Genomic DNA, 22,728 nt, shown 5'->3' with positions numbered 1-22,728 from the left:
GCCTCCTAGGCTGTCTGGGGTGTGTCAGGGTTGCGGAAGGACGACTTCGTGCACGTCGCGGCCGGATACGTACTCCACCCGCGTCCGCACGTCCGGTCGACCCGCGAGCCGGACGAGCAGTGTGTATGTGCCGAAGTCCAAGTGCGCGAAGGAGAAGTCGCCCAAAGCGCCCACCACCGTGTCCCGCCCGGCCTCGACCACCTCCACGTGTGCCCCGGGCACCGGCTGCGCGGTGCCGTCCAGCTTCTGGAGCAATCGGCCCCTGAGCGTGGGGTGGCTGGAGGAAGGCTGCACCTGGATGTCCCGTACCTGCGGGTACCGCTCCGGCTCCTCCGGCTGCTGCAGTCCCAGGGTCACGTTGAACGACAGCGCCAGCCGGGGAGCTACGCCAAGGGCCGTCCAGAACTGGCCCATGCCTGTGCTGTCCTTCGGCTGCCCCACGGAGGTAGGGAGCGGGTGCAGCTGCGGCGGCTGCGCCACACTGCCCTGGAGGAATCGCTCGTCAATCACGGGAAAGCGGCTGAGCCAGAGGAACAGTTCTCCCAGCAGCCGATGCTCGTCCTCGGTCCTGACCCCTTCGGTCTTGTGCGACCAGACGGTGGCCAGGTACGTGCAGTCCACGCGCATCGGCGGGCGCCGGCTGACGAAGCCGTCGTCGACCACGTGCTCCAGGAGGGGGGCCTGATCTCTGAGCATCCTGTTCTCCTGGACATCGTGGAGAAACAGGTTCACCGTGTCCCGGGTGGGCTTGAAGTCCTTGTCGGGCGTCACGAAGCTGACATCGGCCCCACGGAGCGCTTCGGGCGCCTCGCCATCGCTCAGCATCGCCTTGAGCGTCGCGTCGAGGTCCTGGAACACGGCTCAGCCCTTCTCTCCGCCGTCCGGCCCCGCTCCTGGCATGACCTGGTCCAGCTTCTGGAATTCGCGCCGGGTCGCCCGTAGCAGGTGCGCCATACCGATCGCGGTGCCCTCTGAGGCCGCCAGGAACGCGGCATGCAGCACGATGTTGCGGATGCTTCCGCCCGTCAGCTGGAAGTCCCGGGCCAGTCTCCCGAAGTCCAGGGCGGGGTCGCGCGGCGCCTCCGGAGGGAAGCACACCCGCCAGATCCGCTCACGGTCCGCTTCGCCGGGGAAGGGGAACTCGACGATGAACTGCAGGCGCCGGGTGAACGCCTCGTCCAGATTCCGGCGCAGGTTAGTGGTCAGGATGACGAGTCCCTCGTACTGCTCCATGCGCTGGAGCAGGTACGCGATCTCGATGTTCGCGTAGCGGTCGTGCGCCTCCCGTACCTCGGAGCGCTTGCCGAACAGCGCATCGGCCTCGTCGAAGAGCAGCACGGCGTCAGTGTCGGCCGCGGCGGTGAAGATGCGTTCCAGATTCTTCTCCGTCTCCCCGACATACTTGCTGACCACGGTTGCGAGGTCGATTTTGACGAGGTCGAGCCCCAGCTCGTTAGCGATGACTTCGGCTGCCATGGTCTTGCCGGTGCCCGGAGGGCCGCTGAACAGGCAGCTGACGCCCTTTCCGCGCGAGAGCGTGTGCTCGAAGCCCCAGTCGTCCATGACCTGTTGGCAGTGCGCCACGCGCTCGCAGAGTTCGGCGAGCGGAGCGGAGCAGTCGGGTGGAAGGACGATGTCGTCCCATCCGTATACGGTCTCGACGCGCGGTGCCAAAGACGCCAGCCGGTGGCTGTTCTGGGCGCGAGCGGAGGCGAACAACTCGGCCCGGGCCGGCACAGGAGCTGGGGAGTTCGGCAAGGCCTTTGGGCCGGCGCACGCGGCTCTTCTGCCGGCCTCACCGACAGCGGTCAGGGCCGCCTCAGCGATCTGGTCCGGGCCGAGCCGGAAGCGGGCGGCGACGTCGTGGAGATCGGTGGGGGCCACGCCCACACCCTGGGCCGCCAGTTCCCGCTCCCAGAGCGCTTGCCGTGCGGCGAAGTCACACCTGGCGACCGGTACCGGGACGAAGCCGAGGGCGTGCTGGGTCAGGGGCGTCCAGTCCCGTTCTCCCTCGACGACGACGGGGGCGTCGTGCTCGGCGAGAAGATCGCCGAGCATCCGCTCGCGGACGTCCTGGTCGTCAGGCTGGAGCCGGATGCTCTCGACGTCGTCAATGCGGAGCAATGCGCCCAACAGCGATGCCTCCCGGAACGCGAGGGCCAGCACGGCCGCCGCCGAGTCGAGGTCATGAGGCAGGCCGGAAGTCTCTACAGTCAGGAGCGCGAGCCCAAGTCCCGCCGCCACGTCGCGGGCTAGGCGCCCCCTGGCCGAACCCGCGGGTCCTTGGACGTACACGCGCAGGGGACGCCGTCCGTCGGACCACTCGGCCATGCGCAGCAGGCCCGCATCGGGGTCCGACGCGGCTTGGGGAGTCTCCAGCCGGCAGCAGTCGGCGAGCCTGCGATCCAGTCCGCTCTGACCCAGCAGCACGTCGGTGATCTGCTCGTCCAGCACCATGAAGTGCGCGAGCAAGGGAGGATGGATGGCCCGAGGGTCGGGGACGAGGGTCACAAGGCGGTGCGCGGTCAGCGGTGCCTCGGGCGCGAAGACCCCACGGGAAGCCAGCCGCCCGTCGGCGGTGTTGGCCAGCAGGTCCAAGGCCAGTCCGACCAGGGGACGCTTGCGACTCACGTCGTCCTGGAGATAGGCATAGAGGCGTTCGTAACGGAGGTCCACCTCGGGTGCCAGTGCCATCAGCGCCACGTCGAGTTCGAGATCTGACAGGCCGTAGCGCGTTCGTAGCCACAGCCATCCCGCGTGGTCGGATGTGATGCGATCCCATCCGGGCCGGGGATCCCGGGCCGCGGGCGCTTCCAGCAAGGGGCGGCCCGGGGGCAGTTGGAGCAGGTGCCGTGCCTGAGAGGCGCTGACGTGCAGGCCTGGAAACGCATCGGCCGCCGTCTCCGCCGCCCAACTGCTTGCCAGGGCGTCGACCGCCTGCGCCAAAAGGCCGTCCAGGCGTGAGAGCGCCAAAAGCAGTGGGGAACCCACCACAGAATGGGGAGGGGTCAGGACTTCGGACACGTGAGACTCCTCAGAAGAGGGTCTTTGCTTCAGGGCTTTGTCCAGATTGCCTGATAAATGGTATATATCTACCTAAAGTGCGCTCTGGTGATATGTCAATTCGTGTTGCTGTCAAGTCGCAGGGAAGAGGCCGTTCGGTAGGCGGCACTGTGAGTTCAGGCAGGCCGCTGCGCCCGCACCGAGGCCATCGCCGTCCGCGCGGGCCGCGTCGCCGCCCTCACCCATCCTCCGACGGTGGCCGCCCGCGACCTAGCCGTCCGCGTCACCCCGGACCGCGTCGCCCAACGCGCCGTCGACGACCTCCACAACGGCTTCCGTCTTCTCGGCCGCCACGCCCTCCCCGGCGGCGAAGAACCCCTGAAACGTGGGTTGTCGGTCCGGCGGACGTACGACTGGCAGGCGCCTCCTCCATGGCATCGCGCTCACCGACGCGGACGGTCACGGCCGTCGGGGGAAAGGACAGGCGTCATGCCCCCGGACTTCGCGTCGGGTGCCGGGTGACGCGCTCCGGTGGAAAGCCCAGCGGTGACCGAGAGTTCGAGTCGCCCGCCGAGCGCACGTCCAGCCCGAGGCTCTCCTCGACCACCCAGCGTCGAGGTCGTCGGTGTACCGGAACAGACGCGTGGGGTGGGTGGCGGGGCCACGCGGTGCGTTCAGGCGCCTGTGGCGGGATCCCAGCGGTTGGGGTCGTACGGGATCCTGGCCGGTGGCTTCAACGCCTCCTCTCTCGTCACCCGCGCGCCCGTCGAGTCGTGGTAGATCATCTCGCCGTTCACCTTGTCGACGGAGTAGCCGGTACTCCGATATCCTTGGTCGAACGTGCTGGGATTGAACAGCTTGTTCTCGTCGACCTGGTGGAATTGCACGTGAGCCCCTTCGGGGAACCATTCGGGCTTCTCCCTGGCGATTTCCTCCAGGACCTCCGGAACGGCCTGGATCAGGTCGAAGGCGACCCCCAGGTGCCCTGCCAAACCCTCGACGAAGGAAGGGCCTTTGCCGCGGCCGACCTTGGGGACGGCTCCGGGCGTCACGGACGTCTTGCCCACCGCCTTGGGTGCTGCTGCCTCGCCGACCCCGCCCGCCTTGGGTGCCGCCGCCTCGCCCACAGGGCCCGCCTTGGACGGCGCTGCTTCGCCGGCCGCGCCCGCCTTGGGTGCCGCCGCCCCGCCCGCGCCCGCCTCCTTGAGTGGCGTTGCCTCGGCCGTTCCCGTTCCGGCCTTCCCGGCCGGAGCCGGTGCGGGGGTCTGCGGCCCGGTCGCTTTCTGCGGCTTGAGGGACGGGGCGGCCTTGGCGACTTTGGCGGCCTTGGACGCCGCGGGTGACTTGGGTGTGACCGGTTTGGAGGCGCCTCCCCCCTTGGGCTTCGAGGCAGCCGCCTTGCCCGCCTTGGATGCGGGAGCGGGACTGCTCGCTCCAGCCGGAACGACCTTCCCCTTCTCGCCGATGACGAAGACGTCGCCCTCGTTGAAAGGCACCGTGTTCTTCTGGACGTCCCTCAGGTCCTTGAGGGAGAGGTTTCCGCCTTTGCTGCGGACTTGATCATTGATCATCTTGTGCCATCGGTTATGGGCGACGTTCTCCATCAAGACCAGATTGCTGGGGTCGTTGGGAAACCTGGTTGGGAACCGGTGCGCGAATTCCAGGGGGGTGATGTGGTGCACTTGATACCCCGCACCGGGTTGCAAGCCCTTCCCCATCGTCGCCGTGCGCCACTGGTATCTCGCGTCCGAGCGCAGTCGGTTCTTCATGCTCGAGTTGAGCTTCTTCCCCTGAGCGATCTGCCGCCTGATCTGGGCCCTTTCCCTGCTGGTCAGGGGGTTGTCGAAACCGCCGACGCCGCCCGAGACGGTCTGGGTCGCCGGCGTCGAGGCCACCACGGCGGTCTGAGGCGCCCGGGCGATGCCGATGGCCGAGCCCTGGCTGACCGGGGCCGGGCCGAGCCCGTCGGCCCAGCGGGAAGAACTGTCACCGGCCACCCGTTCATGGCTGTCCGAGCCGGCGGGAGCGGCCCCGCCAAGAGCCTGCTGGACCGTGTGGGTCAGCTCATGGGCGATCAGCGCCCGGCCCGCGGCGTGCTCGGGCCGGTACTCGCCCGGCCCGAAGACGATGTCCTGCCCGACCGCGTAGGCCCTGGCGCGCAGGGCGTTCGCCGATGCCGTCGCTGCGGGGGAGGTGTGAAGCCGGACCCCGGACAGATCGGCGCCGAGATGCGATTCCATCTCCGCCCGCAGCGACGGGTCGAGCACGTGCCCGTCGGACGAGGAAGCGTCCCGCGCGGTGCGGGCCCCCCGCGCCTCTCGGTTCAGGTACGCGCCGACGGCACGGTTCCCGGCGCCGGACGCGATCAGCCGCGCGAGCCCGTCCGGCCGCTGTTCCCGCTCGTCCGCCTGGGGCCCCGCTGGTGACGGCCTGCCGCGGGAGGCGCCAGCCTTTACGTCTGCCAGTCGTATGTGTTCGGCCATCAGGATTACCCGCTTGCGTCGGGGCCGATGGACATGAATCTTCTCCAGTCTAGTTTCGCCTGCCGAGGCCCGCTCTTTCCGCGCCTCCTCCGGCAGCTGGTCCGTTGGCCGCCAGTGGCCGATCCCGCCCGCCTTCAGCTGTACCAACGGCACACGACGGCGTCCTCAACGCCACCGCCGTGGTCCCGGAACCAACGGCCCGCCGACGTCCCACGCCGAGCTGCTGCGCCACAACGGCGGCTGGCACGACCCGATCCCGGCCCTGCGCGATCGGATCGACCCGGCATGCTCACGCGCCCCGGGCGGATTACTTCGCCGCAGTCTCTCGTCCACGTCCGCAGCCGCTCCCGATGACCGGCCAAGGTACTGGTGAGCTCGCCCATTTAGGCCGTCACCATGGGACCTCGATGCCGGAGTCAAGAGGAGGGAATCGGGATGAGCGACCAGAACGCCCTGGCCCAGCAGGGGGATGTCTTCCACTGGCAGTGGAGTGATGGTGTTGTCCACGTTTGAGTGAGTGCGGTTTTCCGTCTGCCCGGCGGCGGCAGGGCGCGCGAACGCTACTCACCAGAAGGGCACGCCGAAGGGAAAAGCTCAGAGCGGTACGTGGAGCGCAGGCGGCAGGCGTTTCACGGGCAAGCGTCTTCCGTCCCACCGCCCATACGGTTCTGCCCAGACAAGACCACGGACGGGTGATGAGGGCGTTCGAGTCATCATCAGCCCCTTCAGGTCGCAGCTGGACCGGCCACCACTCCCGAATTGAACATCTGTCCACGATCTGCCCCTGGGGCGGCCGTTACGGACCTCCATCGGCGCCGTTCTTAGAGCACCAGTGCCACCGAAGCGCCCAGATGGAGGACGCCATGAATCCTGTCTTCGCCCTCGCGTATCGGCCTCTTGGATTCGAACATTGGCGGCCCGCAGAGGGCATGATCAGCTTCAATGCACGGAGGGTTGACGCCGTCACCCGCCGCGCAGCAACGCCGGGTACGGGATGGGCGGTATGAGCGAGTCCGCCGATGCGTCAGCTGACAGTGTCCCGGGACCGCGTACCACTCCACGGGCAGCCCCGCCCGCGATGCCGACTGGCGAAGCGCAGAACGGCCCGACTGCCGACTCTCCTCCTGGATTAGAGCCGGGCCCCGCTTCGACGACCGCACCAGAGCCGCAGATGCGGTATGTGGACCTGACTGGCAGTCGCGAAGCGGCCGGCCGCTCCATTCGGATGCGCGACATGGCCAAGCGCGTGCCGCAGTTGGTGCACCGCTCGGTGGCTCTCGCCTGGCGGGTCGACCGTCGTGCGACCGTCGGCCTTCTGCTGTGCCAGGCAGTCGCTGGCATCACGCAGGCCCTTGGCCTGCGATCCGCCAGATCATCACCGCGTCCGCCATGCAGGCCCGCATGCAAGCCGTGAGCACCTGGCTGACCTCCGGAGCGCGACCAGTAGCCGCGCTACTCGCCGGCGGATTCGGGACATGGCTCGGTGTACGGCCCACTCTGATCGGGGGCGCCGTCCTGCTGGTTGTGCCCGTCGCGGTGCTGGCCTGCTCGCCGCTGCGAGGGCTGCGGCACATGCCCGCTCCGCCACCCGACCCTGCCCGACCGGCAGACCCTCCCGTTCTGCCACCCACGCCTGCCGATGCCTGGAAGCCGTCCGTGGCCGGTCGTCGCCCGGTGCGCACCGGGGATACCTGCCAAGACTCCTCGCTGGAGGGAAGTCCGTCGTGATCGATGGCCGCCTCGCGTGGCCCACGCCCGCGCGCACGCGGTCGATGCTGTGCGGGAGTGGCAGATCGACGACGACATCGTCGAGGCTCTGCGGCTCATCGTCAGTGAGCTCGTCACCAACGCGGTGGTCCACACAGTGAGTCGGAGTATCGAGATCACCGTGTCCGTCACCGCCACTGAGGCCATTGTGACCGGCAGCGACCAGGGACCGTTTGGAACACCCGTCGCACGAAAGGCGCGCCCTGAGGAAGAACACGGACGAGGCTTGGCCCTCGTCGAGGCCCTATGGCCCGGCCCGGAACCGTCGCCGGTAATGCGTCAGCGCCGCCCGGCCTCCGCCAGCGCAGTGAGGACGCGCCGGGTCTTACTCTCGGGGTGCTCGGAGAGCGTCACCCCTCGCTCCCGCACCGTCTCCGCCAGCTTCCGCTGCTTGCGCTCGGCCCGCGCCGTGAATTCCGCAGCATCGTCCCCGTCCTTGGGCTTCACCCGGATCGAAACCTCCAGGAACTCCAGTCCGGCGACCGACCACGCCTCCATGTCGACGTCCAGGTCTTCGAGCGTGACATCGTCGGCCTTCGTCGAGAAGACCGGGCCCAGCGCGACCAGCCCGTTGAGTCGCACGGCGGGGGCGCAGGCGTGTAGGAACTGATCCTGCACCTCGTCGATCGGCGCGGCGGCATCGGCGCCGGGCTCCACCGCGCCGGACAGTGCGCCCGGCGGGTGATCGTGCACCAAGGAGGCAGCCAACGCCCTGCGGTCCTGCGACCAGTCCTCCTCGATTCGGTACGTGAACGGCGTGGTCTCGAATTGGGTCGTGAACCGGCCGACCAGCTGCTCCCGGGTGCACGGACGCAACTTGACGGTCAGGTCGTCCCGACCGCCACCGATCCTGAACCGCACGATCACACCGTCGTCCAGCAGTTGCACCCGCCCTTCGGCGACACCGTCCCGGTCCTCGGCGAACCAGATCCGACGCGTTGTCAGCGCGCTGTGCGAACCACCGAGAGCTGACAGTGCCCCCGCCACGTCGCCCTCGATGTTGACCTTGATCTCGACCGGCAGCAGGTCCATTGCATCGCTCCTGCATGCGTCTCAGATGCTCGTCAATCCTTCTATTCCAGGGTATCCACATCACTCCAGGGCCGCATCGGATCCGACGGGCAGAGACCTCAGGGGCAGTACAGCGGTGCGCGGTCGAGGTTCTTCTCGGTGGCCAGGACGAGCGGGACCGTGGCGATCTTGGGAGTGGGCTTCAGACGGGTCGGCGCTGAGCACCACCAAGCCGGTCCTTTCACCTGCTGAGCCGCCACTCGATCCTGACGCACTGTCAGGCCATCTGGGAACTGATCAACATCGTCGGCAGCGGCAGAACTCTCGATCTCTACAACCCGGTCCAACGAACCACTGCTGGTTCATTGCTGCTCGGGTTGGCGTACCTCCGACCGCTGGCGGACGATGAAGACGGGGGCACTCGGCACCGTGGGCCGGACACGGACCGCGGTCGGCACGTGGAGGTCGGACATGGCCCGAGCCAGTTCCCTTGCATCGTCTGCGATTCCCGACTCGCTCAAGCCCGGCGGGATCGAGTCGGAGAACCATCCCTGGAAGATACGGCTGGTTGAGCACCCCAAGCGCTTCGAGTCGTCGTTCTTCCGCGCCGCGAAGAAGACGGCGCACAAGATTCTCGACGAGATCAGCGACGCGGATCTGCCGTACGGGTCCCGGCCCACCGGCTCCGAGCATTGGGAGATGCACCACGGAGGCAGCCTCTGGGTCAAGGGAGCGGGCGGCTGGCGGATGTACCGGGCCCGGGTGGGCATCGAGTGGAGCATGCAGTTCTGCGCTGAGCCGGTGAAGGTCGACCGGCTCAGGCAGGAGGCGGCCGAACTCATCGATGCCTTCCCGCTGACCCTGCCGGCCCTCGCCGAGCTGGGATACGAGGAGGCCGACGCACTGCTGCGCACCCCGATCAAGGACGCGGACGGTGTGGAGGCGTGGACCGACTCGCTGTTCAATGCGTGCGTGCCCATGACCCACGGCAACCACCAGGGGATTCTGCCCAAGGTGCCCGGTGAGCACCACTACCCCTGGCCCGTCAAGGGGGCTGACTTCGTCCGGTACGACGACTTCCAGCTGTGGGTGACCCTGCCCGACGGTACCCATGGCGCCGTCGCTCCGGTGGACCGGCGGGGTTCCGGAGACGGACACGTCCGCCTGGTGCACGTCCCCGAGGGCAGCGGAGCGGCGGATGCCCTGGCCGAGGCGCAAGACCAGGGGCTGATGGCGGTCCTGCCGCCGAACAGCTCCGCCGCGCTCCAGGCGTTCGCCGAGCAGATTGACCCCGGACGACGCACCGCGGCCGGCGCCCTGGCCGCGGGCCGGGCGCGCGGGAACGGCCGAGGCCCCCGCTAGACCCGCCAGACGAGGAGCCGATATGCCGCGCAGGATCGTCATCTGCCTCGACGGGACGAGCAATCAGGTCGGCGCCCGCCACCCCACCAACGTGGTGCGGCTGTTCGAAATGCTGGAGGCGGACGACCCCACGCGCCAGCTCCTGTATTACGACCCCGGCGTCGGCACCATGTCGTCGGCCGCCGCCCGCGGTCCGGTCGACCGCTGGCTATCCCGTGTGTGCGGTCTCGCCTTCGGCACCGGGCTGAGGACCAACCTGACAGAGGCGTACACGTACTTGATGCAGCACTGGGAGCCCGGCGATCTCGTGTACGTCTTCGGTTTCAGCCGCGGCGCCTACACCGCCCGCGCGCTGGTCGGGATGCTCAACAAGCCTGGACTCATGCGGGCCGGCTCGGAGAATCTCGTCCCCTACGCGGTGGCCAAGTACGCCTTCAACCAGGACATCGACAAAAGCGAGCGGGAGGTGGCCCGGTTCTCGCACGCCTTCTGCCGGCGCACCGACCGCGAGTCGCTGTGGGCGGCGGTCAAACGCAACGATCCGCGGCAGGTCTCCCACTACGCTGTGCCGGTCGCCTATCTCGGTGTCTGGGACACTGTGAAGGCGGCGGGCATTCTCCGCCTAGGCGATCTGCAGTGGCCCTTCACTCACCAACTCCCCAACGCCGCCCGCATCCGCCACGCCGTTTCCCTCGACGAGAAGCGGCGACCCTTCCGCGAGTTCCTAGTGAAACGTCGGCCGGAGCCGCTGCGCGACACGGCGCAGGAGGTCTGGTTCGCCGGTGTCCACTCCGATGTCGGCGGCACCTTCGCCCATGAGAAGGGCAATCCCCTGCTCTCGACGATCACCCTCAAGTGGATCACCGATGGAGTCTGCCAGGACCTGGTCTTCCGCCCCGGCGCATACGCCGAGGCGTGTGCGGTGAGCGAGGAGTTCGCCGACGCGGCCATCCACCCGAACGGCCCGTTCTGGATCCTGGCCGGCCGGCGCGCGCGCCGTGTACCCGAGCACGCCGTGCTGCACACAAGCGTCCGGCTCCGCCTGGCGGGAGATGCCAAGTACCGTACGGATCTGCCCGATCCGAGCGAGCCGGGCCGCTGGGCCGACCCCGATTGGACCAAGCCCGCCCAGAAGAAGGACGGCTGACAGCAAGAAGGACGGCTGACAGCCGGACGTCACCAGCTGGGAGTCACGTCGGACCCGAAGCGACCACCGGCCGGGCGCTTTTCGAAGTGCAGGTGGGGTCCGGTGGCGTTCCCGGTCGAGCCCACTTGGGCGACCCGTTGCCCGGCTCGAACGGCACCACTGCTGACGTAGCGATGGGAGAGGTGGCAGTACCAGTAGTCGAATCCGCCTGACCTCAGCACGAGGTAGTTGCCGAAGCTGCCATCCTGCCCGGCACGAACGGAGCCGCTGACGACGGCGACACAGGACGTACCCTTCGCGGCGGCGTAGTCCGCACCCGTGTGGTAGCCCAGACTCCAGTGGGGTCCCTTCCTGTGGTACGAGGTTGTCACTGTGTGTCCTGGCACGGGAGAGGAAACGTGCCCACCCGCGCCACTCGTCGCCGGGACGTGGAGCCGGTCCCAGGACTGCCGGCCGGGTATGCCGTCGGCGTCACTCGCCGAGAGGCCAATCTTGTGCTGCCAGGCGGCGTAGGACCGGCGGTCGGTGTCGGTCCACTCGGGGCCTGGGCCCGTCGTGTACTTCCCGCACCCTTCCGCGACGAGTCGTTTCCCCATGGCAGTGATGATCGGACTGCGTCGGCCTATATGGAAGAACGCAGCTCCAGGGAAAGGTTCTTGCGCAGGCATGACTCTCTCCTCACTCCTCAAACGAGCTCAATAGGGATGGGGCGGGAGGTGCGGATTTGCCTGCTGGACGCGCGAGATGTCTCCGTATCTCCGCCAGATGTAGTTGATGGCAGCAGCGACGTTCGCAACCGGGTCATAGATCCGGTTCGTCGTACCTGCCTGGTGATTTTCGCCGAAGGTGTCGGGAATCACCTGCGCATACCCGCGGGAGCAGTTGAGTCTTGCTCCGTCCACCTGCCGCGGCCCTGTGGCGTTCACGTCGTTCTGATTCACCGCGTTGGTATCGAAACTCGACTCCCGCTGTATGAGGGTGAGCAGGTTCGCGCCATTACCGACCCCGGTGACCCATTCCGTCGGGGCGCCTGTTCGCTCGCACGCCTCGAGCGCAAACGTGCGGGCGATGCCCCTGTCCTCACCGATCCCGGAATTTTTTGTGCACAGGACGGAACTCTTGGCGATAGACCCGGTATGCCGACAATCCACACTGAACCCAGCAGTGCCGCCGAGTTTCCTCAGGGAGGAGCAGCCGGGGAATCCGTCCGCGTCCGAGCCGTTGAGGCCGATCGACCGTTGCCAGGCAGCGTAGGCCGATTTCGTCTGCGGCCCGAACAAGCCTGTGGGTCCTGAAGGGATACTGAAACCTGCTTCGATGAGGGCGCTCTGCAAGGCCTTTACGTCGTTGTTGGTCTTGCCGAATCGCACGTTCGAAAGGGAGACCATCGTGCTCCTCCTCGGCTGGAGGCCGATCGCGGTCAGGCCTCGCACAGCGCCCACGCACGGGTACTCCGCTCCAGATTCTCTTTCTCCGCGGTGCTGTTGCGCTCTAAATTCCAGCGTGCGCCGACTGGACCTGTCCCGCAAACGGAGCAACGCATCCGCCGCGGGGCCCTGGAGACTGCCGTCAGACGTTGGGGACGCGCAGCCTGTCCCAGCTCGCTTCGCCAGGGATGCCGTTGGCGGCACTGCCGGAGTGGCCCAGTTTCTTCTGCCAGGCGGCGTAGGACCTTGCGTCACCTGCCCCCCACACAGCGATGTTGCTGCTGGACTGGTACCGGTCGCAGTCTTCGGCTACGAGCCGACGGTGCATCGCGGCGATGATCGGCGATCTCCGGCCGGCTTGGAAGAAGGATGGACCGGGAAACGGTTCGAACTCCGGGCGATCAGCGGGTCCCCCGCCCGGTTTGCGCGGCTGCTCCTGCACGAACGCTGGCCAGGATCCGGGGTCGACGTGGTTGTTCTCCGGGACATGGGCGTGCGCGTACCAGCCGCCCCGGGAACTCCAGACGTCCGGGGAGCGGGCCGAGACGAAGTTGGTCGGACGGCCCATGGGCCAGGTGTCCGGCACGCCCCAGGAGCGTATCCATGCGTTGAGTTCGCTCCAGCCCTTGCAGGGGGTGTCGGTCAGCGCGGCGCACACTCGGCCGTCGGCACGGCAGTGCGGGAAGAAGAGAGCTTCGATCTGGAGAACGACTTCGCCGGCGCGGTTGGTGCGCGTACCACCGGGCGCATCTGAGAGTGCTTTGCTGCGAGAGGTGGCAGGGAAGAACTGGGCGAACGCGCCGGTGAAGGGATCCCACAGGATATGCGGTGCCAAGCTTTTTCCGCTGTGGGTGAAGAAGTTTTGGAGACGGGCGAAGGAGACGAGATCCTGCGGGGCCTCCGCGGTGGCATTCCTGTCCGCGGTGATATGTGCGATTGCCTTCGGCGGCAACGCCGGGTCACATGGCGCGTGATCGCCGAGGTCCGCCTTGATGGCCTGCGACATCCATATCTCGGGCATGTCAGCAGAATGCCCGAGATGGCCTGATCGCGCGACCGGAGTCTCACGCCGTGGAGCCTCCAAAACCCGCGCCGAGCAGCGCCAACGTGGCCTGGATTTTGAGGTATTGACCTCAGTGAGACCCGGCTGTGGATATGGGCCACGGCCGGAGCTGCTGGATGCTGAGTTGCAGGCCTCTGGTGACGGGCGGAAACTGATGCCATAGCACGCGCGCGCATGGATCGCCTCTTGAAACCGGAAGCATCTTCTCCTCCAGGGAGAGAACTCCATGCTCGGCACAGCAATTGGCCGCCTTCGACATGAAGACGTCCTCGCGCCGCGGCATCTCCAGGCGGACGTGCGTGCTCTTCAGGCAGTGGATCACGTCGTCCCCCTTGAGTGTGTCCGTGCCCAGCACCACGGTGGCAGCGCCCTGTCCGTCGCGGGCGTGACCGCTCGTAGCGGCATCTGACGGGCCGACAGCACTATTTTCACCAAACCGTCTTGAGGTGCGCACACGGGCGCGAGCATCAGGCGGATGAGGTGCGCTACCGCCATCCGCACCGATCGGAGCACATCCCATGACCGACGACATCCGGCGCTCCTCGCTCAGGTACGTGGCCACGACGCCGTGTGCGATCGTGCCACCACATCTGCTCAACCGGCTGGCCCGAGCTGAGGAGCCGGCCGTGCACGAGCCCGCCCGCCGCACCCTTGCGCTCGACGCGGCACAACGCGTCCAACGCAGGCTAGCGACCGAGATCCGCCCAACCGCCGCCCCGCCGACGCGCGGCCCCGACCACTCCGACCGCACCATCAGCGACGTCGAGCACCGGCAGGAGTTGCCCGGCAGACGCATACGCGGAGAGGGCGAGGCCGACGCATTGGACACCTCGGTCAATTGCGCCTACGACGGCCTTGGAGCCACCTTCGACTTCTATCTGCAGGCCCTGTCCCGCTCGTCCATCGACGGGGCCGGCCTCCCGCTGGACGCCAGCGTTCACTACCGCCGGGACTACGACAACGCCTTCTGGGACGGCGAGCAGATGGTCTTCGGCGACGGGGACGGGCGCATCTTCGGCGACTTCACTCAGTCCCCCGACGTCATCGGCCACGAGCTCACCCACGGCGTCACCCAATACACCGCCAACCTGACCTACATGGGCCAGTCCGGCGCTCTGAACGAGCACCTGTCCGACGTATTCGGGTCCCTGGTCGAGCAGTACGCCAAAGACGAGACGACTGAGGAAGCAAACTGGCTGATCGGAGAGGAACTGCTGCGCCCCGGAGTACAGGGCGTCGCTCTGCGCTCGATGAAGGCGCCCGGCACCGCGTACGACGACGACGAGCTCGGCAAGGATCCGCAGCCTGCCCACATGAACGACTTTGTGCGGACCTTCGCCGACAACGGCGGCGTGCACATCAACTCGGGCATCCCCAATCACGCCTTCTACCTCGCCGCCACCCAGCTTGGCGCCCACGCCTGGGATGGCGCCGGCCGTATCTGGTACGACGCGCTCACCAGTGGCACGCTCGCCAGCGACGCCGACTTCACGTCCTTCGCACGGCTGACCGCGGACGCCGCCGACGCCTACGGGCCGCAGGAGCGCGATGCGGTACTCCAGGCGTGGGATGCGGTCGGCGTACCGACGGGCTGAGTCGGCCAGTGTCCGAGTAGAACTGCGCGCCTGCGTGGATCGGCGCAAAGGGCTTGTGCACCCACGGCTGTGCACTCATCCCCGCCGACGGGTACCAGCACGAGTTCGTCGTCCGCCGCAGCATCGACGACAGCGAATCTCCTGTCCGGAGCCCGAAGGGGACTCATTCGTGTAGGCCGTCCGGAGGCATCCGGATGGTGATCCGAATGATCACCACGGACGATGGTGCTCGAGTCCCGGCGCAGCACCAGGTCTCCTGGTCCGCTGCGGGGATCGGATGCTCCGCGACGCCACCGCGAGGTACACGCCGCAGGAAGCAAGCCGGCAGGGGCTCGCCAGACGGCGCTCCACCCGTGCAGTGCCCCAGTGACGTTCGAAGGAGACACCTCTTGGGTTCAGTTGGCGTACGCCGGTGCCGACCGGCGGGACCGTGCACCGGCCGGCTCGGGTGTGTTGCCGGTCGCGGTCACCATCGGAGCGGACGGCACTCCCGCATCGGCCTGCGGCGTCGGGAGCTGAACAGGTGAAGGTTCCCCTCTGGTCCGGCGTCGGATCCCGTCTGCGGGAGTTGCTGGTCCCGACGAGCAACAGACGGTCACCGGCAACCGTGGTATTGATCCTGGTGGTTCTGCTTCTGACGGGCCTGCCGCTGGGCTGGCTCGGCTTCGAAGACCTCGTCGACGCCCTGACCTACGCGGGTCGCATCACCGGTGCCATCCTCATCCTGGTCTCGTTCACCACACTGGTGGGTGCTTTCGCGGTCTGGGACCACTGGTTCCGAAACCGCATTCCCTACTCGGGCTCGGTCGCGCTGATCGGCACGGTCGCGGCATTCTTGACCAACGCCGCGCTTTTGCTCATGACGTTCAAGGACGTCGAATACACGGCCTACCGGGTGCTGTGGTGCCTGATCACGGTGGGTTGCGCCTGGGCTGTCTTCGCGGTGTGGCGGACCTCGGTCGAGATCCCCGCTCCGAAGCGGGTGGCCGCGGCGGTGATCGCCACCGGGCTCATCGCACTGGCGAACTTCGGCTACGAGCGTCTCTACCAGCCGTCCCAGGACGGCGCCAGACCCCTCATCACGATCACCGTGGGAAAGCCTGTATTGAAGCAGGACCGTAAGGCGTTCGCGTTGCCGGTCGACATCAGGGCCGAGAACCGCAGCAATGTGGGCTATTACGTGCTTGGCACCGAGTTCCACGCCATGGGGGAACGAGTGAGGATAAGCGCGACGGACCGGAAGCGCGAGCAGTGGCGCGACGATGCCGAGAAGTGGCGCACGTTCCAGGAGAACTACCCACTCTCCCGCCGGGAGATCCAGCAGCCCGGCGAGCTGGTGGCGGCGAAGCCATGGGCGCCCCCCGGACACTGGATCGAGCCGGGTGACACGTTTGTCAGCCAGACGGTCGTGCAACTGCCCATGGACACGGCGTACGACCAGTTGGCGTTCTACGCCAACGGGAGCTTCGCACGCAAGGACAGGCTCGGCCTGTCCAGGCTGCAACTGACCGGGTACTCCTGGAGCGACGGCAAGGTGCCCAATTGGGTGAAGGCGACGAAGGACGTCGACAACGTCGTCTACCGCGGCCGGGTGTATGAGAACAACGCGATCGCCGCGCATACCAGGGACAAGCGTTACGTCACCGTTTATTGGCAGTTCGGTGTGCATGGCGCAGACCTGCTGCCAATCATCAGGCGAAACGGCGAGGAAAACCGCATCAACAGCGAATCGGAAGACCGCGCGTTGGAGAGGCGGTACGGCATCGTCGACTCCAGGCAGGGCCCGATCGAACGGACCCTGTGGGATGTCAAGGACCGGCAGTGATGGGCATGAGCGTGCGGGAGCGCTGGTCCGATTGCTCCAGCCACACCACCAGGGCGAGAGAGCTGTTCATACGATCCCAGGAGTATGAGTCCCCGACGCCGAGCTGCGCCTCCCGCACCGCCCGGCACAACGTCTCGACGTCGAACATCTCCGCGATCAGCGGATGCCGTGCAGAGCGGCAGAGGTCGACGAGTTCGTCGCCGTGTGTCCGCAAGCCGCGGGCGTAGAGCTCGTCGAAGGGGACCTTGACCGTTCGGCCGAGGATCCGGGGCGGGAGTAGATCCGCCATGGCCTCGCGCAGGACCGCCTTCGGACGACCTGGACGGAACGTGGCCTCGGCCGGGAGACGGCGCATCGTGGCGACGACCTCCGGGTCGAGGAAGGGGTGCGAGAGGAAGAACCCGTCCTGCCGTGCGCGGCGCCAGGAGAGCGGGTCCGGAGCGGCGATGTAGTTGGCCGCGTCGTAGAGCGACTGTTCCGGCCGGCGTCCGAACACGAAGCGGCTCTCCGCGACACTGGCCTCCCGGTAGCCGTGAGCCCGCGCGAATCCGGATCGCAGCCATCGGGGGCGGGTGAAGTTGCCGAGGCCGCCGAGCACCGTTCCGCGGCGGCGGACGAGCGCGGTGAGCCGTTCGGCGGCCAGCGGCAGAGTCGGCTGCACCACGCAGGCGGAGACGACGTCCCGCAAGCCCCGCTCGCCGCCCGTGGCCCAGGCACGTGCCTGCTTCGTCATCTGCCGGAGGTGTCCTGCGCGGGCCAGCCTGTGCAAGTGAAGCGGGTTGGCGTCAGCAATCGGATCGGCCCCGCAGCCGGTCAGGAGGGCGTCACAGCCCAGTTCCGCCGCGGCGGCATGGAGCCTGCTCCAGAACGGGGCGCGGAAGGCGTGCACATGAGGCTCGTCCGCGTCCCCCGCGTGGTGCCGAAAGTCGTCGAAGTCGGCCACGTCATCGACATCGATCATCATCGGGTGGGCCGCGGGCACAAGGCGGCCAATCGCTTCCATCGCCTCATCGAGGTACGGCTGTTCCTCGGCCAGTTCTCCTCTGCCGAAGCGTCCGGCAAGCAGGACCAGGTCCCCAGGGCGCTCCTGTCCCGCGGCCAGCAGACGTGCCGCGAGCAACGCGACGCTGGTGGAGTCGGTGCCGCCGGAGACATGGCACGCCGTCGTCCTGCCCATACGGCGCCCGACAGCGTTCTCCAGCGCGAGGCGCAGATCCTTCGCGGCGCCGCTGAAGCAGGGTCCGTCTGCCCCGGGTACCGACAGGTCCTCCGCCTCACGGACGTGTCGCGGCACCCGACCGCGCATCTGCCCTGCTATCGAAAGTTCCACCACCTCGCCGCCCAGTATCCGGTGCACCCCGGCGAAAGGGGTGAGTTCCGAGTGGGGTTGCGCCGTGTTTCCCGTCAGGTACCGGCAGAAGTAGCGACGTTCCAGCTCCGCTCCGGCGCCCAGGCGGCGCGCCGAGGTACTCACCGCGCTCACACGGCCGCCGGACTCCTTGAAGAACAAGGGGATACGTGCCTGCTCGTCCCGCATCAGCAGGATGCGGTCGCGGTACACCAGGACAGCCGCGTAGTCGCCGGTCGGCAGACGCGACGCGACTCCCCGCCGGCCGAAGTCGTCGAGGAGCCGGCGCGCACCCGCCATGCGGTCCCGGACCGAGCCGACCCAGCCGGCGACCACCGCGGTTCCGTCCTGTGAGGAGACCGTCGTCACGAGCCCTTGCTCGGCCATGGCCCCGGCTGCCGAGAGCGTCGGTGTGCTCCCGGCCCAGTCGAGGCGGAGTGCTTCCACGTCACTGGCCTCCGCCGTTGATCGAGAGGACTGCAGTGAACGCGTGCCCGCGCGGGTCGGCGTCGGGAATGCACACGTCGGCCGAAGACGTCCAGGCGTGCAAGGCGAACGGGTGTTCGCGCGCACCTACGTGGAGGACGGCCTGCAGGCCGCGCCGACGCAGCAGCACAAAAGCTGTCACGGCCTCGGCCTTGCAGTCGTCGTTGACAAACCAGCTTCTGCGGCCGTGCGAATGCACCGCCCGCTTCAGCGAGGCGACGTCTTCCGCGGGAGCGGGATCTGCGCGGGCATAGTCCGGGGCCGCCAAGGACAGGAGCCGAAGGACGCGCCCGAATCCGATGGTCCGGATCAGCAGATGCACTCCGCGCAGCCAGAGCCCGACCTCGACGTTGGAATGCTCCTTTTGGCGGCCCGTCACGCACCGGGCACGCATAAGACTGGTGACGAGCTCGGCACGTTCCGTGCAGCTTTCGTCGGCGAACTTCTGGATGTCCGCCGTCGCCATTCCAAGAAAACGCGTCCGCTTCCAATCCGCGATCAGTGCTCCGCCGGACGTCTGTGTGACCCGGCAATGCGGTGACAGGATCCGCTCCATGGCCACCAGGGCATCGGTGTCCTCTGCCACCGCACATCCTCCAATGTCCTCTGAGGCGGACTCGGTTCGACTTATGGACGGTGTTTCAGCCAAGGTATCCGTGACCGTCGTAGTGGCTGCCGCTGAAGCCCCGGATCAGACGGCCGTTGCCGATAAAGACAAGCCCACGCGGCATACGACGCCGCAGCAGTCGGGCAAACATGGCTTACCTCCTGGTCGGGTATCGTTGGTTAATTTCAGGCTACTCTGCGAGGGGTGCCCCGCAACCGGACCGCCGGTGCCCGCGCCGCGAAGCACGAGTGATTCGCGGGACTGCCTTGTCCGTCGGTTCCGGCATCGAATCCCTCCGCCACAGACGTCGTGGTTATTGAGGATTCAGGGTGGGGTCGGTGGTGTGAGGAAAGTAAGGTCGTGGTGAGGCAGCCGTCGACGAGGTGGGGCCTGATTGGGACTTTGCGTTACTCGTGGCGGAGCGTGCGGTCGAGGTCGTCGGGTGTGTCGAACGCGGTGTTGGCCATTGCCCTCCGACGGTTGAAGCGGCGGGAACCTGCTGGCGGGGTAGGCATCCAACGCTGGGATGGCCGTGGCTTCTCGGTGCTGGTAATTGCGTTGTCGATCTAGTGAGGCTGAGGCAGCATCCCGGTCATGGGACAGCCTGCTGACGTGCTTCGGTTTGACCAGGTCGAACTGCGCCGGCGGCGTGTCGATGACATCGAAGCCCTTCATCGGGCGATCACCGAGTCGCGTGATCACCTGCTGCCGTGGATGCCCTTTGCGGCTACTCACGACCGGAAGCAGGGGGAAGGCTTTCTGAGCCACTGGGAGGAGCAGTGGGCCTCGGGGGAGGCATACAACTACGCGATCACCTCGGGTGGAGTGGTCATCGGCAGCTGCGGATTGCATCGCCGGATCGGACCTGGCGGTCTGGACATCGGGTATTGGCTGCATCACGCGTGGACGGGGAGGGGGTTGGCCACCATGGCCACGGCTGTCCTCGTGCAGGCGGGACGGGAGCTGGCGGGCATCGATCGCATCGAAATCCACCACGACGAGGCCAATCCCGCGGGTGGCGCCGTCGCCCGCCGCTTGGCCTTCAGTGAGGTTGAGCGCGTGCGGGTGCCGGATGGACCGGAAGCCCCCGGCGAGACAGGCGTCCTTGTGGTGTGGCGCCTTCAGATACGGGCCGACACGAACCAGCGGGTTCACGGAATCTCGGAGCTGACTTGAGCCAACCAGGCTGGTAGTTGAGACGTACTGACGGGACGAGCACGCCGGTTCGCGGTCTGTATGCCTGGGTGGGATCGATAGTGAAGTACTCGGCACGACATGCGCGGACTCAAGTCCCGAGAGGTCAAGGCGGACCGACCGGTCCCCAATTCCCGCCCCCGCTGGTCGCGATGCTGCGCGAGCACATCACGGCGTTCGGGGTCGCCACGAACGGCCGGATCTTCGCCAACGAGCGAAGCGAGGTGTTGGGAACGTCGAGCTTCTGAAGGGTCTGGCAGGACGCCGCCCCATCGCGCTCCCGGCCGGACAAGGTGGACTCGCCGCTCGCGCACCGGCCCTACGACCTGAGGCGCACCGCATCACGAACTGGCTTAACGCGAGAGTCCCTTTGGCAGAGGCCGCCCGCCGCCGGCAACTCGCCCGAGGCCATCCACCGGGAGTACGAGGGCTACATCGACGGCCATGAGGAGGCGAACAACAAGAAGATCGAAAAGGCTACGGGCTGGAGCGAAGAGCCGTCATAAACCCCACTGACTCTCGGAGACTCTCGGCGGTGAATCTGTGTCGTCGTTTCCATCGGAGGTGACACAGGTTCGGGTGCTGGCGAAGGCCGGCCCACGTTGACTCCGCTCAATGCTCGTGCCGGATCGGGCAACCGATCACTCTGAGCCGCCACCAGCAACCAGGCATGGATCGCGTACGTCCCAGTGGGCATGACAGCCTCCGCCGTCCCGCCCAACTCGTCGCCACCACCGTCCTGGCCGCACTGCGCACACGGAGCGGACCCGATCAGTGACCCGGTTGGCTGTCGTGGTCGTCAGGTCTCCCCGTACCGCGACTGCCTGACTCACCTCACGGAGACCGATCGGAGCACTCACCTCAGGACTCTGGTGGCCGGCAGTGACCTCGACCTTCGCGGCACACCCATTGCAGAGAGCCTGCTCCGGGAACTTCTGGCCGCACTCCATGACCCAGCCTCCGAGTGCTCTCGTGTCGGCACCGCCCGGTTCAACGGGGCTGTGTTTTCCGGCGATGCTCGGTTCAGTAGGACCGTGTTTTCCGGCGACGCAGAGTTGCGCTCAGCGCTGGTGGGCGGATGGGCGGCGACAACCCCGCGACGGACACGGGCGGGGCGAAGGCGGCGGGGCTTCGGACACTCTGGGTGGCCCATGGTCGTGAATGGGCCGATGGCCTCCGCAAGCCCGACGTCATGCTGGTACCCTAGTGCCCGATTCGCCCCCCCAACCTGGTTATGTGCTGGGGTTGGCTTTGCTTGCCGGGTGGAGTGACGACGACGGCGGAGTCGACGCCCCCGCTGGCACCGGTGATGATCGCGACCTTCCAGGCGGTGTCCGCATCTGTCATGTCGTCCACGCTCACTTGAGGATTTCCAGCATCCGGTTGCCCAGAATCGCGGCCGAAGAGCGCCATAAGCTTGGCGAGCTCGGTGATCTAGGGGGAGTTTGGCGTCTGACGTTCAGCGGAGTGACCTGACTGCCCCCTCGACGCGAGGGGCTCGCTGTCCGCCATTCTCTGCAGTTCCCCCCCCGCCCAACCTGGCATGGATCTGGCACGGGCTTGAGAATTCGCTGCTGTAGTGCGCTGGGGTGGCGGTCAAGCTCAGCGCACGGCGAGTGCCTTCGTGAACATCGCAAGATAGCTGTCGTGAGCGAGGCACAGTTCTCCGAGTTCGTTTTCCTGGAACCACGCGATGGCATCGTGTTCGTCCAACGCGGCGTTGACGGGAGCTCCCCTCCAACTGTCGATCAGCCAGATCTGCATGTCGAAAGCGTCGGTATGGATCTGCTGCATGGGCGGGCCCGCAGGCACTGCGACCTCGATCCCGAGCTCCTCGAGGAGCTCTCTTGCAAGCGCCGCAGCGGGAAGCTCTCCAGGTTCCACATGCCCACCGGGTAGGTCCCATACGTCGGGGTACCAGCGGCGCTGCGGAGATCGGTGACACAACAACACCCTGTTGCCGTCGCTCAGGAACGCCGCAACGATCCGAGCCCGAGTAGTGCCTTGCGTAGAAGTCGACACATGAGCAGTCTGCCAGCGCTGTGCCCCGGCCAGTTAAGGCGCCCGGCAGAGCGGAGCGCAGCCGGGGCTTTGATGAAGTAGGAAAGTCCAATCGCGCTGGTGTCAGGTGCTTGCCGTCGTGGCTCCGCACGTGGGGCCTGCTCCATCGAGGGCGTCCAGGAGCCGGATCGAGTAGACCTCGGCCATGTACTGCGTGACCTTTGCGAGCGTCAGCCGCTCAACGGCCTTCGACCCACTCGACGTTCGCCCGCGGCTTGCAGCGGAACACGAGGGCGACGACGCCTCGGGTCATGTTCTTGTAGACGCCGGCAAGCTCGTTACCTCGACGTGGACGCCGGTCTCTTCTCTGACCTCGCGTCGTACACCTGCCTTGGGAGTCTCTTCGACG

At 67.2% G+C, this 22,728-nt stretch carries 15 protein-coding genes and 6 pseudogenes; 8 read left to right on the top strand and 13 right to left on the bottom strand.

Annotation, left to right across the window (positions count from 1 at the left end; all coding sequences use genetic code 11):
* Nucleotides 1-24 precede the first annotated feature (24 nt).
* The 3 genes from OHO83_RS09390 to OHO83_RS09380 form a co-directional block, all read right to left on the bottom strand.
* Nucleotides 25-858: a Pvc16 family protein gene (locus OHO83_RS09390; protein ID WP_330279182.1), complete on the bottom strand. Its 834-nt coding sequence runs from the start codon at nucleotides 856-858 to the stop codon at nucleotides 25-27.
* Nucleotides 859-861: 3 nt separating this feature from the next.
* Nucleotides 862-3,024, bottom strand: a complete 2,163-nt coding sequence (locus OHO83_RS09385) for an AAA family ATPase (RefSeq protein ID WP_330279181.1) — start codon at nucleotides 3,022-3,024, stop codon at nucleotides 862-864.
* A gap of 653 nt (nucleotides 3,025-3,677) precedes the next feature.
* Nucleotides 3,678-5,639, bottom strand: a complete 1,962-nt coding sequence (locus OHO83_RS09380) for an eCIS core domain-containing protein (RefSeq protein WP_330279180.1) — start codon at nucleotides 5,637-5,639, stop codon at nucleotides 3,678-3,680.
* A gap of 1,018 nt (nucleotides 5,640-6,657) precedes the next feature.
* Between OHO83_RS09380 and OHO83_RS46950 the strand changes: the two are divergent.
* Nucleotides 6,658-6,846: pseudogene (locus OHO83_RS46950) on the top strand (ABC transporter ATP-binding protein); the annotation flags it as partial.
* A 279-nt stretch (nucleotides 6,847-7,125) separates the two neighbouring features.
* Nucleotides 7,126-7,491, top strand: a pseudogene (locus OHO83_RS46945) (ATP-binding protein); the annotation flags it as partial.
* A 41-nt stretch (nucleotides 7,492-7,532) separates the two neighbouring features.
* Here OHO83_RS46945 and OHO83_RS09370 read toward each other — a convergent pair.
* Entirely contained in the window at nucleotides 7,533-8,285 is a 753-nt protein-coding gene (locus OHO83_RS09370; RefSeq protein ID WP_330279179.1) for a hypothetical protein, read from the bottom strand.
* Between the two features lie 450 nt (nucleotides 8,286-8,735).
* On the opposite strand from OHO83_RS09370, the gene OHO83_RS09365 reads away from it, so the two are divergent.
* Both OHO83_RS09365 and OHO83_RS09360 read left to right on the top strand, forming a co-directional pair.
* On the top strand, nucleotides 8,736-9,626 hold the full coding sequence (locus tag OHO83_RS09365) for a DUF6424 family protein (protein ID WP_330279178.1): 891 nt from the start codon (nucleotides 8,736-8,738) through the stop codon (nucleotides 9,624-9,626).
* Nucleotides 9,627-9,648: 22 nt separating this feature from the next.
* Nucleotides 9,649-10,773, top strand: a complete 1,125-nt coding sequence (locus OHO83_RS09360) for a DUF2235 domain-containing protein (protein WP_330279177.1) — start codon at nucleotides 9,649-9,651, stop codon at nucleotides 10,771-10,773.
* Between the two features lie 29 nt (nucleotides 10,774-10,802).
* Here OHO83_RS09360 and OHO83_RS09355 read toward each other — a convergent pair.
* The 4 genes and pseudogenes from OHO83_RS09355 to OHO83_RS09340 form a co-directional block, all read right to left on the bottom strand.
* Nucleotides 10,803-11,087 (bottom strand): annotated as a pseudogene (locus OHO83_RS09355) (M23 family metallopeptidase); the annotation flags it as partial.
* A 108-nt stretch (nucleotides 11,088-11,195) separates the two neighbouring features.
* Nucleotides 11,196-11,438 (bottom strand): annotated as a pseudogene (locus OHO83_RS09350) (peptidoglycan-binding protein); the annotation flags it as partial.
* A gap of 30 nt (nucleotides 11,439-11,468) precedes the next feature.
* Nucleotides 11,469-12,161 carry a transglycosylase SLT domain-containing protein gene (locus OHO83_RS09345; RefSeq protein WP_330279176.1) on the bottom strand — a complete coding sequence of 231 codons (693 nt, stop codon included), beginning with the start codon at nucleotides 12,159-12,161 and terminating at the stop codon, nucleotides 11,469-11,471.
* 181 nt (nucleotides 12,162-12,342) lie between these two features.
* Nucleotides 12,343-13,221, bottom strand: a complete 879-nt coding sequence (locus OHO83_RS09340; protein ID WP_330279175.1) for a peptidoglycan-binding protein — start codon at nucleotides 13,219-13,221, stop codon at nucleotides 12,343-12,345.
* Between the two features lie 560 nt (nucleotides 13,222-13,781).
* On the opposite strand from OHO83_RS09340, the gene OHO83_RS09335 reads away from it, so the two are divergent.
* Nucleotides 13,782-14,858 (top strand): M4 family metallopeptidase, encoded by a 1,077-nt coding sequence (locus tag OHO83_RS09335; RefSeq protein WP_330279174.1) that lies wholly within the window; start codon nucleotides 13,782-13,784, stop codon nucleotides 14,856-14,858.
* A gap of 523 nt (nucleotides 14,859-15,381) precedes the next feature.
* Nucleotides 15,382-16,683 carry a hypothetical protein gene (locus tag OHO83_RS09330; protein WP_330279173.1) on the top strand — a complete coding sequence of 434 codons (1,302 nt, stop codon included), beginning with the start codon at nucleotides 15,382-15,384 and terminating at the stop codon, nucleotides 16,681-16,683.
* Here OHO83_RS09330 and OHO83_RS09325 read toward each other — a convergent pair.
* The 3 genes and pseudogenes from OHO83_RS09325 to OHO83_RS46940 form a co-directional block, all read right to left on the bottom strand.
* Nucleotides 16,667-18,478 (bottom strand): asparagine synthase-related protein, encoded by a 1,812-nt coding sequence (locus tag OHO83_RS09325; protein ID WP_330279172.1) that lies wholly within the window; start codon nucleotides 18,476-18,478, stop codon nucleotides 16,667-16,669. The two genes, OHO83_RS09330 and OHO83_RS09325, sit on opposite strands and share 17 nt — an antisense overlap.
* A gap of 1 nt (nucleotide 18,479) precedes the next feature.
* The gene (locus tag OHO83_RS09320; RefSeq protein WP_330279171.1) at nucleotides 18,480-19,103 is read right to left on the bottom strand and encodes a lasso peptide biosynthesis B2 protein; all 624 of its coding nucleotides are present in this window, start codon (nucleotides 19,101-19,103) and stop codon (nucleotides 18,480-18,482) included.
* Between the two features lie 345 nt (nucleotides 19,104-19,448).
* Nucleotides 19,449-19,600 (bottom strand): annotated as a pseudogene (locus tag OHO83_RS46940) (IS630 family transposase); the annotation flags it as partial.
* 118 nt (nucleotides 19,601-19,718) lie between these two features.
* Here OHO83_RS46940 and OHO83_RS09315 point away from each other — a divergent pair.
* Nucleotides 19,719-20,300, top strand: coding sequence for a GNAT family N-acetyltransferase (locus OHO83_RS09315; protein WP_330279170.1), 582 nt, complete (start codon nucleotides 19,719-19,721; stop codon nucleotides 20,298-20,300).
* A 1,096-nt stretch (nucleotides 20,301-21,396) separates the two neighbouring features.
* Nucleotides 21,397-21,525, top strand: a complete 129-nt coding sequence (locus OHO83_RS09310) for an HAD hydrolase-like protein (RefSeq protein WP_330279169.1) — start codon at nucleotides 21,397-21,399, stop codon at nucleotides 21,523-21,525.
* Between the two features lie 395 nt (nucleotides 21,526-21,920).
* Here OHO83_RS09310 and OHO83_RS09305 read toward each other — a convergent pair whose 3' ends face one another.
* Entirely contained in the window at nucleotides 21,921-22,340 is a 420-nt protein-coding gene (locus OHO83_RS09305; protein ID WP_330279168.1) for an NUDIX hydrolase, read from the bottom strand.
* A gap of 94 nt (nucleotides 22,341-22,434) precedes the next feature.
* Nucleotides 22,435-22,727 (bottom strand): annotated as a pseudogene (locus OHO83_RS09300) (NUDIX hydrolase); the annotation flags it as partial.
* Nucleotide 22,728 lies beyond the last annotated feature (1 nt).

Source organism: Streptomyces sp. NBC_00569 (assembly GCF_036345255.1).
In the GTDB taxonomy this organism is placed as follows: Bacteria; Actinomycetota; Actinomycetes; order Streptomycetales; family Streptomycetaceae; genus Streptomyces.
This window is presented reverse-complemented; position numbering and strand designations above follow the sequence as displayed.

Excerpts from the sequence above, each read along its gene's own strand:
- OHO83_RS09370 (WP_330279179.1), bottom strand. The coding sequence starts at position 8,285 with ATGGACCTGCTGCCGGTCGAGATCAAGGTCAACATCGAGGGCGACGTG.
- OHO83_RS09315 (WP_330279170.1), top strand. The coding sequence starts at position 19,719 with ATGGGACAGCCTGCTGACGTGCTTCGGTTTGACCAGGTCGAACTGCGC.
- OHO83_RS09340 (WP_330279175.1), bottom strand. The coding sequence starts at position 13,221 with ATGCCCGAGATATGGATGTCGCAGGCCATCAAGGCGGACCTCGGCGAT.
- OHO83_RS09360 (WP_330279177.1), top strand. The coding sequence starts at position 9,649 with ATGCCGCGCAGGATCGTCATCTGCCTCGACGGGACGAGCAATCAGGTC.
- OHO83_RS09345 (WP_330279176.1), bottom strand. The coding sequence starts at position 12,161 with ATGGTCTCCCTTTCGAACGTGCGATTCGGCAAGACCAACAACGACGTA.
- OHO83_RS09310 (WP_330279169.1), top strand. The coding sequence starts at position 21,397 with ATGGGCGGCGACAACCCCGCGACGGACACGGGCGGGGCGAAGGCGGCG.
- OHO83_RS09365 (WP_330279178.1), top strand. The coding sequence starts at position 8,736 with ATGGCCCGAGCCAGTTCCCTTGCATCGTCTGCGATTCCCGACTCGCTC.
- OHO83_RS09335 (WP_330279174.1), top strand. The coding sequence starts at position 13,782 with ATGACCGACGACATCCGGCGCTCCTCGCTCAGGTACGTGGCCACGACG.